This is a genomic window from Actinoplanes rectilineatus (assembly GCF_000962825.1).
In the GTDB taxonomy this organism is placed as follows: Bacteria; Actinomycetota; Actinomycetes; order Mycobacteriales; family Micromonosporaceae; genus Actinoplanes; species Actinoplanes rectilineatus.
Genome location: NZ_JZKF01000016.1, coordinates 132,698 through 146,158, shown reverse-complemented (window position 1 = coordinate 146,158; position 13,461 = coordinate 132,698). Strand labels below are relative to the sequence as shown.

Genomic DNA, 13,461 nt, shown 5'->3' with positions numbered 1-13,461 from the left:
ACGGCTGACGGCTGACGGCTGACGGCTGACGGCTGACGGCTGACGGCTGACGGCTGACGGCTGACGGCTGACGGCTGACGGCTGACGGCTGACGGCTGAGCTAACTCCACGAGCCCGGAAAGCGAAACGGCCCCAGAAGCGAGCAACCCGAGAAGCGAGCAACCCGAAACCCAGCGGCCCGAAACCAGCGGCCCGAAAAAACGAAACGGCCCGCACCGTTTCCGATGCGGGCCGTTCCTCGCTCTGTAGTCCCGAAGGGATTCGAACCCTCGCTACCGCCTTGAGAGGGCGGCGTCCTAGGCCGCTAGACGACGGGACCAGAACTTCCTTCGCATCCGCTCCCACCGGGAGTGGCCGCGCTGGAACCCATCAGAGTTTCCAGCGCCACCCTCCCGGAAGGGAGTGGTAGCGCTGGGGTACCAGGACTCGAACCTAGACTAACTGAACCAGAATCAGTCGGGCTGCCAATTACCCCATACCCCATTTGGCCCGGCTTGCCGCGCCGAAGAGAACTTTACCCGAGCCCACCCCTCCCGCCAAATCGGGTTACCGAAACAGGCCAGAGTGACGACGAGCCCACTCTGCGTAGGTCATCGCCGGGCGCCCCAGCAGGTCGGAAACGGTCGATCCCGCAGCCTGCGGCGCGGCTGCGAGTTGGGCGAGTCCGTCGAGGTACCAGGGGCCGTACTCGCCCATCATCGCGGTGAACCGGGCTGTCGCCTCGGCTCCGGTGAGTTCGACGTACGTGAGGGGCCGGCCGAGGGCCGCAGCGATCGCCGCCACCTTCTCCGGGCGGCTGAGCGCCTCCGGGCCGGTCAACTCGTAGGAGTGACCCGCGTGCCGGTCCGGTCCGCCACGGATCACTTCGGCGGCCACCGCCGCGATGTCCTCCTGGGCGACCGGCGCGTTGACCGCCCGGGGGCAGGCGTCGCGTACTTCGTCGCCGGAGCGGATCTGGTCGGCCCAGATCAGGGCGTTGACCATGAACTCGCCGGGTTCCAGGTGGGTCCAGGGCACGCCGCACGCCTCGACCGCGTCCTCGATCACCTGCCAGTGGTCGCCTTTGGCGCCGGCCATGTCGACGATCCACCGCACGCCGGCGTCGGCGGCCATCCGGCACACCTCGAAGGCGGTGGCGGGATGTGGCGCGAGGTACATCACGTCGACGCCGTCCAGCGCCGCCGGCAGGGTCGCTGTCCGGCCGAGGAAGCCGCGGACCACTGACACGCCCGCCGGCAGTGCGGCCCGTTCCGGGTCGACCGTGAGTGCCCGCACGTCGTCGAAGTCCCGGGTGAGCAGTTCGTCGACGACCATCCGGCCGACGTTTCCCGTGGCGCCGGTTACCAGGATTCGCATCTTGCACCCCCTACGGAAGCCATCTTCGTAGGGTATACGGAATAACGGGAACCCGCTGACCCCGGCGGAGTGCGCCCCCGCCGGGGTGACGACGGTCAGTCGAGCGAGACGACCGTGTTCCGCAGCTCGCCGATCCCCTGCACGCTGACCGACACCGTGTCGCCGGGGACGATCCGGCTGACCCCGGCCGGTGTCCCGGTGAGGATCACGTCGCCCGGCAGCAGCGTCATCACGTGCGACACGTACGACACCAGGCTCGGGACGTCGAAGACCATGTCCTTGGTCCGCCCGATCTGGCGCACCTCGAGGTTGCTCGGGTCCTTGCCGACCTCGGCCCGCACTTCGAGGTCGCGCACGTCCAGCTCGGTCTCGATCCACGGGCCGAGCGGGCAGAACGAGTCGAAGCCCTTGGCCCGGGTCCACTGCGGGTCCTTGCGCTGCAGGTCACGGGCGGTGACGTCGTTGGCGACGGTGTAGCCGAAGATGGCCTTCTCGGCGTCGGCACGGTTGAGCCGCCGGGCGCCGGTGGCCCCGATCACCACGGCGAGCTCGGCCTCCTCCTCGACCTGGTCGGTGACCGAGGGGATCCGGATCGCGTCGTTGGGGCCGATCACCGAGGTGGACGGCTTGATGAAGATCAGCGGCTCCTTGGGAACCTCGTTGCCCATCTCGGCGGCGTGGTCGGCGTAGTTGCGGCCGACCCCGATCACCTTGCTGGAGAAGATCGGGGCGAGCAGGCGCACGTCCGGGAGGGCCCAGCGCTGGCCGGTGCGGTTGACAGCCTCGAACGGCAGGCTGCTGATCTCGGCGACCGTCAGGGCGGACGGGTCGTCACCCTCGACGACGCCGAACGACACTCCGTTGGCATGAACAAAACGGGCGAAACGCACGGGGAACCCCATCCCTCAAAACTGTTGTCCCCCGAAATCTACGCCGGGCGGGACTCCGCGCCGAGCCGCGGGAACGGTGCGAGGGAGAACACCACCTCGGTCGGCACCTCGAAGTACGCACAGATGCGAAGCGCCAGGTGGAGGCTGGGGCTGAACTCGCCGCGCTCCAGATAGCCGACGGTCTGGTAGTGCACGCCGAGGGCGTCCGCGAGCTGCCGGCGGGAGATGCCCCGTTCGGCCCGCAGCATCGCGATCCGGTTGTAGGTGACCTCGCTGCCGGCCATCAGCTCCCTCAGACCGCCCGACTCATCGCCCGCTCACGACGGGCCGCCACCGCCGACCCGGATTCCCGGCTCGCCATCCGGCGCAGGACTCCGGGGGCGAGCGCCAGGCCCACCACCGACCAGAGGATCAGCACGCCGGCCGCCTCCAGGAGCCGCCAGGAGCCGCTCACCTCGGCGGCCGCCAGACTGTCGGGCAGGAAGGAGGACCGCAGGCCCAACCCTAACCAGTACATCGGGAAGGCCTGCGCGACACCCTGGAGCCAACCGGGGAGCATCGCCAGCGGGTAGAAGATGCCGGAGATCGCGGTGAGCCCGGTGACCGGCAGCATCAGCACCGCGGCCGTACGCGCGTTGTTGAAGAAGGCGCCGAGCATCGCGCCGGTCGGCATGATCGCGAGCAGCGCGAGCGGGGCCAGCCACAGCAGGGTCAGCGCGCCGGTCACGTCCAGGCGCAGGCCGTCCACCACGAACCAGCCGGGCACCAGCGCCGCCACGCAGCTGACGGCCGTGGCCCCGACGATCAGCACGATCTTGCCGATCAGGTAGCCGACCATCCCGTTCGGGGTGGCCTTGGCCCGCAGCAGGGTGCCGTCCTCCCGGTCCATCGTCAGGTATTGCGCGGTGGAGGTGAGCGCGCCCAGCACCAGCAGCATCGCCAGCGAGCTGACCAGGCTGTACGCCCCGAGTGAGATCTCCGACCCCGGCACCGTCTTGTCACGGATCAGGAACAGCAACCCGATCAGCAGGACCGGGGTCAGGACGTACCCGAAGAGGTCGGTCCCGTTGGTCAGGGTCTGCCGCAACTCGATCACGCCGCGGGTCAGGCCGGACCGCAGCAGGTGTCCCCTCATGCTTCCCCCTCGGCGTCGCGGACCAGTCGCATGTACGTCTCCTCGAGGCTGCTCCGGCGTACCTCCAAGTCTGTGATCTCCTCGCCGTGCTGCTCGAAGAGTTTGCGGACGAAGGAGGTCGCGTCGGTGTCGGTGTGCACGAACCGCTGGCCGGAGTGGTTCCAGCGCACCTCGGCCTCGCCCGCCACTCGCAGCGACAGCGCGTCGGCCGACCCGTCCGCGATGATCCGCCCGCCGGCCAGGATCAGGATGCGGTCGGCGAGTTTCTCCGCCTCGTCCAGGTCGTGCGTGGTGAGCAGCACGGTGGTGTCGTCCACATCGGTCAGGCGGTGCACCAGGTCGTGGAACTCGCGGCGCGCCTCCGGGTCGAAGCCGACCGTCGGCTCGTCGAGGAAGAGCAGGTCGGGCCGGCCGACGATGCCGATCGCCACGTCGAGGCGGCGGCGCTGCCCTCCGGAGAGCTTGCCGATCCGGATGTCCGCGGAACCGGTCAGCCCGACCACCTCCAGCAGGTCGTCCACCTGCCAGGGCCGGGTCCTCACCGGCGTCGAGTAGGCCGTGTAGTAGCCGCCCAGGTGCCCGAGCAACTCGCGCACCCGCCATTTGCCGTGGTCGCGCCACGACTGCAGGACCACGCCGAGCCGGGCCCGCCACGCCTCGGTGCCGCGCTCCGGGTCCTCCCCGAGCACCCGGACCGTACCGCCGGAACGCCGCCGGAAGCCCTCCAGGATCTCGATGGTGGTGCTCTTGCCGGCGCCGTTCGGCCCGAGCAGCACCAGCACCTCGCCCCGCCGGGCGGTGAAGTCGACGCCGGTGAGCACCGCGCGGGACCCGTAACTCATCCGGAGGTCACGGACCTCCATGACCGGCTCGGTGATCGACACACCCCGGCCGGCGCCGAAGTCCCCCGTCGTAACCGTCTCCATCATGTCCAGCAGGTTATCAAGAATGTAGTAGGTCTACTACATTACCGAGCACATGATAGATGCTGATACCGACAAATAGGTCGATGACCCTCCGGGTTCGGGCAGCACACATAACGTGGCGGAACTCATTCGCGCCAAACGGTGATCGTGTTGATCGCCTTGGCTATATACATTGGTGCGATGGGGATCAAGCAGGTGAGGGCGCTCACCACCACGCTGTCCTCGGTCACCTGGATACCCCTCGCCCGGGCGCACGCCGAGCGCGCCGACCAGATGACCGCGGGCTACCGTGGCCGTCGCGCGTCGGGCGAGAAGCACGCCATAGAGGACTTCCTCTACGACTACTACGGGACCAGGCCGGCCATGCTGCGGCGATGGCATCCGGGAGTCGGTGCGGGGCTCTCCCCGGTGACCGACGGCGCGACCGAACACTCCGGCTGGAAGTTCTACACCACCCTGACCGACGGCGTGGTCACCCTCGACGTGGACGCGTTCCTGCACGCCCGCGGCGAGAGCGTGCGCTACATCCACGGCCTGCTCACCGCGACCGCGTCCCGGCCGGTCTTCTCCGGATGCTTCGGCCTGCACGAGTGGGCCATGGTCTACCGCGACCCCGACCACCGGCACCAGCTGCCGCTGCGCCTGGGTCAGGCGGAGACCGACAAGGTGGTCGAGCAGCACACCATCCGCTGCACCCACTTCGACGCGTTCCGGTTCTTCACCCCGGAGGCCGTCGGTCTCAACCGTCTGCAGCCGACCCGGGCCACCCAGGTCGACCTGGACCAGCCCGGCTGTCTGCACGCGGCGATGGACGTACACAAATGGGCGCAGAAACTCAGTCCGGCCGTGCCGGGCGCGCTGGCGCTCGACTGCTTCGCCCTGGCCGGTGAGATCCGCCTGCTCGACATGCAGGCCAGCCCCTATGACCTGACCTCCTACGGCCATCCCCCGGTCAAGATCGAGACGGCCGAGGGCAAGGCGGAGTACGTCGCCCGTCAGCGGGAGTTCGCCCGCCGGGCCGCGGCGTTGCGCAGCCGTCTCATCCGCGTCTGCGAAGAACTCCTCGGCCCGGAGGCCTCGGCCCAGAATCGCGAGGCGGTCGCGCCCTTCAACCAGCGCTGACCTTCATCGGGTACGCGTGAGCGCCACTTCCGAAGAGCGCGGCACACGCCCGAAGTCACCACACCGACTCACAAGCGTGCCGACTTCGAGCCGCCGACACGCCCGAACTCACCACACCGGCTTACGAGCGTGGTGAATTCGGGCGGCCGGCACGGCCGAACTCACCACACCGGCTTGCGGGCGGCGGGGTGGGTCAGTCGGAGGGGAAGGACCGCCGGTTCTCCTTGGTCTTGCCACGCCGCTTCTTCTCCGCGATCCGCCGCTCGACCGCCCCCCGCGACGGCTTGGTCGCCCGCCGGGCTCGCGGCGGCGGCGCGATCGCCCCCGCCACCGTCCCGCCGAGACGGGCCGCCGCGGCCTCCCGGTTGCGCAGCTGCGACCGGTGTTCCGAAGCGGTGATCGTCAACACTCCCTGGACCAGCCGGGCCCCGAGCCGCTGCACCGCGCGTTCCTTGAGCATCGCCGGCAACAGGTCGGACCCGACCAGGTCCCACGACAGCTCCACCCTCGAATCGGTGGTGTTCACACCCTGTCCGCCCGGACCGCCCGACCGGGAGAACCGCCATGCGAGTTCCGCCGCCGGAATGGTCAGACGGTCGTTCACTCGCACGTCGTCCATCACGTCACCAGCATCCCACCGGGCACGATCATGCGCTACGCGGTTATCGATGGGTCCCGGACGGTGCAAGATTGGTGGGGTGACGTCACCAACCGCACCGGTCGCCACGACCGGGTATCCGTGGCCCATCGAAACCACGCGGCTGGCGAACGGCCTGCGTGTCGTCGTCAGCGAGGATCGGACCGCTCCGGTCGTCTGCGTCAACCTCTGGTACGACGTCGGCTCCCGGCACGAACCTCCGGGCCAGACCGGGTTCGCCCACCTCTTCGAGCATCTGATGTTCGAGGGCTCGGAGCACGTGAAGAAGACCGAGCACATGCGGCTCGTGCAGGGCAACGGCGGCTCGCTGAACGCCACCACCAACCCGGACCGGACGAACTACTTCGAGACCATGCCGTCGGAGCATCTCGAGCTGGCGCTCTGGCTGGAGGCGGACCGGATGGGCGGCCTGGTCCCGGCGCTCACCCAGGAGACGCTGGACAACCAGCGTGAGGTGGTCAAGAACGAGCGCCGCCAGCGCTACGAGAACGTGCCGTACGGCGACGCGTGGCTGCGCCTGCTGCCGTTGCTCTACCCGCAGGGGCACCCGTACCACCACGCCACGATCGGGTCGATGGAGGACCTGAACGCGGCCGCGCTGGAGACGTTCCAGGCGTTCCACCAGCAGTACTACGCGCCGAACAACTGTGTGCTGACCGTCGTCGGGGACACCACCGGCGCCGAGGTGTTCGCCCTGGCGGAGAAGTACTTCGGGTCGATCGCCGCGGTCCCGGACATCCCGCCCGCCCCGGACGGCACGCTGCCGATCCCGGCAGGCGCCGCGTCCCGGGAGACCGTGACCGCCGCCGTGCCCGCACCGCGGATCTATCTGTCGCACCGCACACACCCGTTCGGGACGCCCGGCTACGACGCGGTGACCGTGCTGGCCACCGTGCTCGGCAACGGCCGGGGCAGCCGGCTCTACCAGCGGCTGGCCGACGGCGCCCGGATCGCGCAGCCGGACTACATCGGTTCGTACGGTGTGGACCTCGCGCACGCCCCGGCCCCGCTGATCGTCACCGCCACGGTGAAGGACGGCGTGCCGCTGGAGAAGCTCGAGCAGGGCCTGTCCGACGTGATCCGCAGCCTGGTCGACGAGCCGATCAGCTCCGACGAGCTGAACCGGGCGAAGGCGCTGCTCACCACGGCGTGGTGGCGGACCGTCTCCACTGTGGGCGGCCGTGCCGACACCCTGGGCCGGTACACGACCCAGTTCGGCGACCCGGCCGCCGCCGCGGACCGTCTGCCCCGCTGGCAGGCCGTCACCGTGGAGGACGTCACCGAGGCGGCCCGGACCCTGCTGGCGCCCGAGTCCCGGGTGACCCTGATCTACCTGCCCGAGGAAAACCAGTCCGAGGACACCCAGCCCGAGGAAGCCGCATGAGCCTGATCACCACCCGTCCCGGTCCGGGACCGGCTCGCCCGTACACCTTCCCGGCCGTGCGCCGCCTGACCGCGCACGGCGGCACGGTGATCGCCGCCCACCTGCCCGGCCAGATCCTGGCCAGTTCGGCGCTGCTGCTCGACGCGAGTGCCGCCCGGGAGACCGAGGGCCGTGAGGGCACCGCCACGGTGCTGGCGAAGTCGCTGGAGGAGGGCACGAGGAAGCGCGATTCGGCGGCGTACGCGCTCGCCCTGGAAGGTCTGGGCGCGGAGCTGTCCGCCTCGGTCGACTGGGACACGTTCCGGGTCGGCGTGGCGGCACCGGTCCCGGTGCTGACCGACGCCGTGCGGCTGGCCGCCGAGGCGGCACGCACCCCTCTGCTGGCCGCAGAGGACGTCATCCGGGTACGCGACGACGAGGTCACCGCCCTGCGGATGGACTGGGCGCAGCCGGGTCCGCGGGCCGACGCCGCGCTGCGGTCCGCCCTGTTCGGCGCCGAGGGCCGGTACCGCCGTCCGCTGCACGGCGATCCCACCTCGGTGGCCGCGGTGACCGTCGAGGACGTGCTGGCCTTCCACGAGTCGTGGATGCTGCGGCCGGGTGTGCTGCTGGTCGCCGGCGACCTGGACGCACTGGATCTGGACGCGCTGGCCGAGGCGGCGTTCGCCGGGACCTCCGGGGAACCTCTGGAGCAGGCCGGACCGCTCGGGGTGCCGGTTCCGCCGGCCCGTCGCACCGTGCTGGTGGACCGGCCCGGTTCGGTGCAGTCCACCCTGCGGCTGGGTCATCGGGCGCCGGAGCGGGCCACGCCGGACTATGTGGCGATGACGCTCGCCGCGACGGTGCTCGGTGGCGCGTTCACGTCCCGGTTGAACCACCTGATCCGTGAGGTGAAGGGGTACACGTACGGGATCCGCGGCTCGTACGCGATGACCCGCCGGGCCGGCCGTTTCGAGGTGGCCGCCGGGGTGCAGACCGCGGTGACCGCCCCGGCGATCCGGGACACCCTCGGCGAGATCTCCCGGACCCAGCTCGAGGGGGTCACCGAGGAGGAACTGGAGGTGGCCCGGTCGTGGCGGGCCGGTCAGCTGTCGGTGGAGATGCAGACGCCGGGGGCGATCGCCGGCGCGCTGGCCTCGCTGGTGGTGCACGGCCTGCCGGACGACTACTACGAGACGCTGCGCCGGGAGTACCTGGAGGCGACCGTCGAGCAGGTGTCCGAGGCGGCCGCGCGGCACCTCACCGTGGACGGCCTGACGCTCGTCGTCGAGGGTGACGGCGCGGTGATCTCCGAAGGGCTGGCCGAGTTCGGCGACGTCGTCGACGCCGAGGTCTGACCTGGGGTTTCGGGCCGTCCCACGGGGGCGGCCCGAACGTCGACGGATATCGATGTTGTGACCTGGAACGCCATACCGGCCCCCGGGCGGCGGCGTCCGGATAACGTCGCCGCCATGACGATCACCGACGCGCCGGCCGAACGGCGGCCGGCTCGCCCCCGCATCGTCCGGACGGTGCTGATCTGGCTGCTGGCCCTCCCGGCCGCCGCCTGGTTCGTGATGCGGGCCTTCGGACTCGAGACCAGCGTGCTGATCATGCTGGTGGCCTTCACGCCGTACGTCGCGGCCTGGTCGTCGATCCCGTTCCTGCTCGCCCTGGTCACCCGGCGGTGGGCCGCGGCCGCACTGTCCGGTCTGGTGGCGTTCGGCCTGGCGGTGTGTGTCGTGCCCCGCGCGGTGCCGGACCGCGACACCGGTCCGGCGGACGGCGTCACGCTGACGGTCATGAGCATGAACATGCTGTTCGGCGGGGCCAGCGCCACCGAGTTGGTGAAGCTGATCGAGGACAACGACGTCGACGTCCTGGCCGTGCAGGAGTACAACGAGCGCAGCCGGGCCGCGCTGAAGACCGCCGGGCTGGAGGCGCTGCTGCCGTACAACCAGTTGGCGCCGGAGTGGGGTGCCAGTGGTTCCGGCATCTACTCGCGGCACCCGATGAGCGAGCAGGCGTCCCGCCGCGGTGCCGGTGGCATGCAGCAGGCCCATGCCACGCTCCAGGTGCCCGGCATCGGCCCGGTGTACGTCGAGTCGGTGCACCCGCTCGCCCCGGCGCATCCCAGCATGCTCGACGGCTGGGCGGTCGACCTGCGTGACCAGGTCGCCGCGGACCCGCACGGCATGCCGCGGATCCTGCTCGGCGACTTCAACGCGACGCTCGACCACAAGCTGGTCCGCGATCTGATCGCCACCGGTTACCGGGATGCGGCGGCCACCACCGGCAAGGGTCTGATCGGCACCTGGGGTCCGTACGACAGCGACCCGATCCCACCTGTCACCATCGACCACGTGCTGGTGGACGAACGGATCGGCGTCGACGGATACGAGGTGCACGGAGTGACCAAGAGCGACCACCGGGCGATCATCGCCGGGCTGACCCTTCCGGCGGCGTCATGAGCCCGACGATCCGCCCGGTCACCCTGCACGACGCCGGTGAACTGGCCGCGCTGCTGACGGCGAACCGGGAATGGCTGGAGCCGTGGGACCCGGCCCGCGACGAGGTGTACTACACCGAGGACGGGCAGCGGCAGGTCATCGGTGGCGTGCTGGACCAGGGCACCTCGCTGCCGCACGTGATCGTCGAGGACGGCCGGGTCGTCGGCCGGGTCAACCTCAACAACATCGTCCGCGGACCGTTCCAGTCGTGCAGCCTCGGCTACTGGGTGGACTCCGGGCACGCCGGGCGTGGGCTGGTCACCAAGGCCGTCGCCCTGCTCCTGCGGGACGCCTTCACGGTGCACGGCCTGCACCGGGTGGAAGCCGGGACGCTGCTGCACAACGTACGGTCGCAGCGGGTCCTGGAACGCGCCGGTTTCCAGATGTTCGGGATGGCGCCGCGCTACCTGAAGATCGGCGGCGAGTGGCAGGACCACTTCCTGTACCAGCTCCTCGAAGAAAACTGGTCGACCGCGAACCAGTCGGCCCCCTAGCATCGACACCATGCTGATCAGCGCTCATGTGACGACCACGCCGGGACACCCCGGCGTCGATCCGCGCTGACACGAGCAGCGACCAGAGATTCGGCCCCGGGCGACATGCCCGGGGCCGAATCCGTTCCCGCATGCCGCCCGGCTCCTTCGAGAAAGACGGCACATCATGCAGGACCATCGCAAGCTCGGTCGGGAACTCGACCTCTTCGACTCCGACCCGCTGATCGGGGCGGGTCTCCCCTTCTGGATGCCGGACGGCGCGGCCGCGCGCCACGAGGTGGAGTCCTATCTGTACGACCTGGAACGCCGCAACGGATACCGCCACGTGTACTCCCCCGGCATGGGCAGACGTCAGATGTACGAACTCTCCGGCCACCTGGAGAACTTCGCCGGCGACATGTTCCCGCCGATGCCGGTCGGCGAGGACGAACTGGTGCTGCGGCCCAGTCTCTGCCCGCACCACGCCATGATCTTCCGGGCGCGCGGGCGCTCGTACCGTGAACTGCCGTTGCGCATCGCCGAGATGGGGCCGATGTACCGGGCCGAGCGTTCCGGGGTACTCGGCGGCCTGTCCCGGGTACGCCAGATCGCGCTGAACGACGCGCACGTCTTCTGCCCGCCGGAGCAGGCCGCCGACGAGGTGGCCCGGGTGCTGCGGCTGATGGCCGAGGCGCAGGCGGCGCTGGGTCTGCGGCCCGAGTCGGTGCAGCTGTCCCTGCGCGGCGAGGGACGCAAGTACGGCGGGAACGACGACTCGTGGGGCGTCTCCGAGGCGCTGCTGCGGGACGCGCTCGCGCAGGCCGGCATCGAGTACCACGAGGTCGCGGGCGAGGCCGCCTTCTACGGCCCGAAGATCGACGTCCAGGTGCGGGACGCCGCGGACCGGGAGTGGACCATCGCCACCGTCCAGATCGACTTCCACCAGCCCGAGCGTTTCGGCCTGGAATACATCGACAGAAGCGGGTCGAAGCAGCGGCCGGTGATGATCCATCGCAGTCTGGTCGGCTCGATGGAGCGGCTCTTCGGCCATCTGATCGAGGTGCACGGCGGCGCGTTCCCGGTCTGGTACGCCCCGGTCCAGCTGGCGATCCTGCCGATCAGTGCGGCACAGGACGAGGCCGCCGACGACTTCGCGGCGGCGGCCAGGGGGGCCGGTCTCCGCGCGGAGATCCACCACGACGGCTCGATCGGCGCACGAGTCCGAAAAGCTCGAAGAATCCCCTACATCGCGGTGATCGGAGAGAAAGAGGTCCACCATGGCCAGGTCGCGTTGCGTGGCCACGATCCGATGCCCGCGGCCGCGGCGATCTCACTGATCCGCGAGATCGCCGCGCGCCGGGGCTAACGAACGGCCAGACCGTACGTCAGGGCGTCCACGAGAGCGGTCCAGCTCGCCTCGACCACGTTCTCGTGGACCCCGACCGTCGTCCACCCCCGGTTGTTGTCCCCGCTGGTGCCGACCAGCACCCGCGTGATCGCGTTGGTGCCGTGGCTGCCCTCCAGGATCCGCACCTTGAAGTCGGTCAGCTCGAACGACTTGAGCTGCGGGTAGTGGCCGGACAGCGCGGACCGCAGCGCCTCGTCCAGGGCGTTGACCGGACCGTTGCCCTCCGCCGTGGCGATCACCCGCTCGCCGCGCACCCGGACCTTCACGGTCGCCTCGGTGAGGACTGTGCCGTCCTCCCGGTGCTCGACCTGCACCCGGTACGACTCCAGGGCGAACGGCCGGGCCACGTCGGCACCCGGCAGCTCGCCGCGCACCAGCAGCTCGAACGAGGCGTCGGCGGCCTCGAACGACCAGCCCCCGGCCTCCAGCTCCTTGACCTTGCGGGTGACCGAGGTCAGGGTGTCCGGGTGGCCGGCCAGGTCCAGCCCGAGCTCACGGCTCTTGAGCTCGATGCTGGCCCGGCCGGCCATCTCGGTCACCAGGATCCGCATGTCGTTGCCGACAACCGACGGGTCGACGTGGTTGTAGAGCAGCGGATCCACTTTGATCGCGCTCGCGTGCAACCCCGCCTTGTGGGCGAAGGCAGCGGCCCCGACATAGGCCTGGTGGGTGTCGGGGGCGATGTTGGCGATCTCGGCGAGCGCGGTGGACACCCGCGTCGCCTTCTCCAGGCATCCGTCCGGTAGGACCTTCAGCCCGAGCTTGAGTTGCAGGTTGCTGACCACGGCGAACAGGTCGGCATTGCCGGGCCGCTCGCCGTACCCGTTGGCGGTGCACTGGAAGTGCTTGACGCCGGCCTCGACCGCGGCGACGGTGTTCGCGACCGCGCAGGCGGTGTCGTTCTGGCAGTGGATGCCGAGTGCGCCGGCGTCCACCCCGGTGAGCTCGGTCAACGCGGCGATGGCCTTGGTGATCATCGAGGGCAGCATGCCGCCGTTGGTGTCACACATGATCACGCGTTCGGCGCCGGCCTCGAACGCGGCCTTCACGACACTCGCCGTGTACGCCGGATCGTGCCGGAAACCGTCGAAGAAGTGCTCGCAGTCGACGAACGCGCGCCGGCCGTTCGCGACCAGGTGCCGCACGGTGTCCCGGACCATCGCCAGGTTCTCGTCGCCGGTGGTGCGCAGCGCCCGCTCCACGTGGCGGATGTCGGACTTCGCGACCACGCAGACCACCGGGGTTTCCGCGTCGAGAAGCGCCTTGACCTGCGGATCCTCGGCCACGTCCAGGCCGGCCTTGCGGGTGGCACCGAACGCGACGAGCACCGCGTGTTTGAGCCGCAGCTCGGTCTTCGCCTGTTCGAAGAACTCGGTGTCCTTGGGCATGGCACCCGGCCAGCCGCCCTCGATGAAGCCCACGCCGAACTCGTCCAGCAGGCGTGCGACAGCGAGCTTGTCGGCCACCGTGTAGCTGATTCCCTCGCGCTGCCCACCATCCCGCAGCGTCGTGTCGAACACCTGGTACTCCATCGAGGAAGTCCTTTCAGTCGTTGACCCACAACAAAAAGACCCCCCGCGGATGCGGGAGGTCTGCGCGTCGGCGAGAGGTCAGCCGGCG

The 13,461-nt window shown here is 70.0% G+C and carries 13 protein-coding genes and 2 tRNA genes; 6 read left to right on the top strand and 9 right to left on the bottom strand.

Annotated features, from left to right (window positions below; genetic code table 11):
* Positions 1-246 precede the first annotated feature (246 nt).
* The 7 genes from WH85_RS15215 to WH85_RS15185 form a co-directional block, all read right to left on the bottom strand.
* A tRNA-Glu gene (locus WH85_RS15215) sits at positions 247-319 on the bottom strand.
* A gap of 92 nt (positions 320-411) precedes the next feature.
* Positions 412-483 (bottom strand) — tRNA-Gln (locus WH85_RS15210).
* A 63-nt stretch (positions 484-546) separates the two neighbouring features.
* Positions 547-1,356, bottom strand: coding sequence for an SDR family oxidoreductase (locus WH85_RS15205; protein ID WP_045742502.1), 810 nt, complete (start codon positions 1,354-1,356; stop codon positions 547-549).
* Between the two features lie 95 nt (positions 1,357-1,451).
* Complete coding sequence (locus WH85_RS15200) at positions 1,452-2,246, bottom strand: fumarylacetoacetate hydrolase family protein (RefSeq protein WP_063775512.1); 795 nt, start codon at positions 2,244-2,246, stop codon at positions 1,452-1,454.
* A gap of 38 nt (positions 2,247-2,284) precedes the next feature.
* A complete protein-coding gene (locus WH85_RS15195; RefSeq protein WP_045742500.1) occupies positions 2,285-2,530 on the bottom strand; it encodes a helix-turn-helix transcriptional regulator in 246 nt (81 codons plus the stop codon).
* Positions 2,531-2,538: 8 nt separating this feature from the next.
* Positions 2,539-3,381 (bottom strand): ABC transporter permease, encoded by an 843-nt coding sequence (locus WH85_RS15190; protein WP_045742499.1) that lies wholly within the window; start codon positions 3,379-3,381, stop codon positions 2,539-2,541.
* Positions 3,378-4,307 carry an ABC transporter ATP-binding protein gene (locus WH85_RS15185; protein ID WP_045742515.1) on the bottom strand — a complete coding sequence of 310 codons (930 nt, stop codon included), beginning with the start codon at positions 4,305-4,307 and terminating at the stop codon, positions 3,378-3,380. The genes WH85_RS15190 and WH85_RS15185 overlap by 4 nt, the downstream gene beginning before the upstream one ends.
* A gap of 180 nt (positions 4,308-4,487) precedes the next feature.
* Here WH85_RS15185 and WH85_RS15180 point away from each other — a divergent pair, with 180 nt between their 5' ends.
* The gene (locus tag WH85_RS15180) at positions 4,488-5,429 is read left to right on the top strand and encodes a 3-methyladenine DNA glycosylase (RefSeq protein WP_045742498.1); all 942 of its coding nucleotides are present in this window, start codon (positions 4,488-4,490) and stop codon (positions 5,427-5,429) included.
* A 193-nt stretch (positions 5,430-5,622) separates the two neighbouring features.
* Here WH85_RS15180 and arfB read toward each other — a convergent pair whose 3' ends face one another.
* Entirely contained in the window at positions 5,623-6,048 is a 426-nt protein-coding gene (gene arfB, locus WH85_RS15175; RefSeq protein ID WP_045742497.1) for an alternative ribosome rescue aminoacyl-tRNA hydrolase ArfB, read from the bottom strand.
* A gap of 49 nt (positions 6,049-6,097) precedes the next feature.
* Between arfB and WH85_RS15170 the strand changes: the two genes are divergently transcribed.
* From WH85_RS15170 to thrS, 5 genes are all read left to right on the top strand, one after another.
* Complete coding sequence (locus WH85_RS15170) at positions 6,098-7,471, top strand: M16 family metallopeptidase (RefSeq protein ID WP_045742496.1); 1,374 nt, start codon at positions 6,098-6,100, stop codon at positions 7,469-7,471.
* On the top strand, positions 7,468-8,808 hold the full coding sequence (locus WH85_RS15165) for a M16 family metallopeptidase (protein WP_045742495.1): 1,341 nt from the start codon (positions 7,468-7,470) through the stop codon (positions 8,806-8,808). Before WH85_RS15170 ends, WH85_RS15165 begins: the two co-directional genes overlap by 4 nt.
* Before the next feature lie 114 nt (positions 8,809-8,922).
* On the top strand, positions 8,923-9,921 hold the full coding sequence (locus WH85_RS15160) for an endonuclease/exonuclease/phosphatase family protein (RefSeq protein WP_045742494.1): 999 nt from the start codon (positions 8,923-8,925) through the stop codon (positions 9,919-9,921).
* Positions 9,918-10,454 carry a GNAT family N-acetyltransferase gene (locus tag WH85_RS15155; RefSeq protein WP_045742493.1) on the top strand — a complete coding sequence of 179 codons (537 nt, stop codon included), beginning with the start codon at positions 9,918-9,920 and terminating at the stop codon, positions 10,452-10,454. The genes WH85_RS15160 and WH85_RS15155 overlap by 4 nt, the downstream gene beginning before the upstream one ends.
* An 88-nt stretch (positions 10,455-10,542) precedes the next feature.
* On the top strand, positions 10,543-11,799 hold the full coding sequence (gene thrS / locus WH85_RS15150; protein ID WP_281179060.1) for a threonine--tRNA ligase: 1,257 nt from the start codon (positions 10,543-10,545) through the stop codon (positions 11,797-11,799).
* Here thrS and cimA read toward each other — a convergent pair.
* Positions 11,796-13,373, bottom strand: a complete 1,578-nt coding sequence (gene cimA, locus WH85_RS15145; protein ID WP_045742491.1) for a citramalate synthase — start codon at positions 13,371-13,373, stop codon at positions 11,796-11,798. The two genes, thrS and cimA, sit on opposite strands and share 4 nt — an antisense overlap.
* Positions 13,374-13,461: the final 88 nt, after the last annotated feature.

Bases quoted from the DNA above. Each gene is read 5' to 3' on its own strand.
- WH85_RS15205 (WP_045742502.1), bottom strand. From the start codon at position 1,356: ATGCGAATCCTGGTAACCGGCGCCACGGGAAACGTCGGCCGGATGGTC.
- WH85_RS15195 (WP_045742500.1), bottom strand. From the start codon at position 2,530: ATGGCCGGCAGCGAGGTCACCTACAACCGGATCGCGATGCTGCGGGCC.
- WH85_RS15190 (WP_045742499.1), bottom strand. From the start codon at position 3,381: ATGAGGGGACACCTGCTGCGGTCCGGCCTGACCCGCGGCGTGATCGAG.
- WH85_RS15185 (WP_045742515.1), bottom strand. From the start codon at position 4,307: ATGGAGACGGTTACGACGGGGGACTTCGGCGCCGGCCGGGGTGTGTCG.
- WH85_RS15180 (WP_045742498.1), top strand. From the start codon at position 4,488: ATGGGGATCAAGCAGGTGAGGGCGCTCACCACCACGCTGTCCTCGGTC.
- arfB (WP_045742497.1), bottom strand. From the start codon at position 6,048: ATGGACGACGTGCGAGTGAACGACCGTCTGACCATTCCGGCGGCGGAA.
- WH85_RS15170 (WP_045742496.1), top strand. From the start codon at position 6,098: ATGGGTCCCGGACGGTGCAAGATTGGTGGGGTGACGTCACCAACCGCA.
- WH85_RS15165 (WP_045742495.1), top strand. From the start codon at position 7,468: ATGAGCCTGATCACCACCCGTCCCGGTCCGGGACCGGCTCGCCCGTAC.
- WH85_RS15160 (WP_045742494.1), top strand. From the start codon at position 8,923: ATGACGATCACCGACGCGCCGGCCGAACGGCGGCCGGCTCGCCCCCGC.
- WH85_RS15155 (WP_045742493.1), top strand. From the start codon at position 9,918: ATGAGCCCGACGATCCGCCCGGTCACCCTGCACGACGCCGGTGAACTG.
- cimA (WP_045742491.1), bottom strand. From the start codon at position 13,373: ATGGAGTACCAGGTGTTCGACACGACGCTGCGGGATGGTGGGCAGCGC.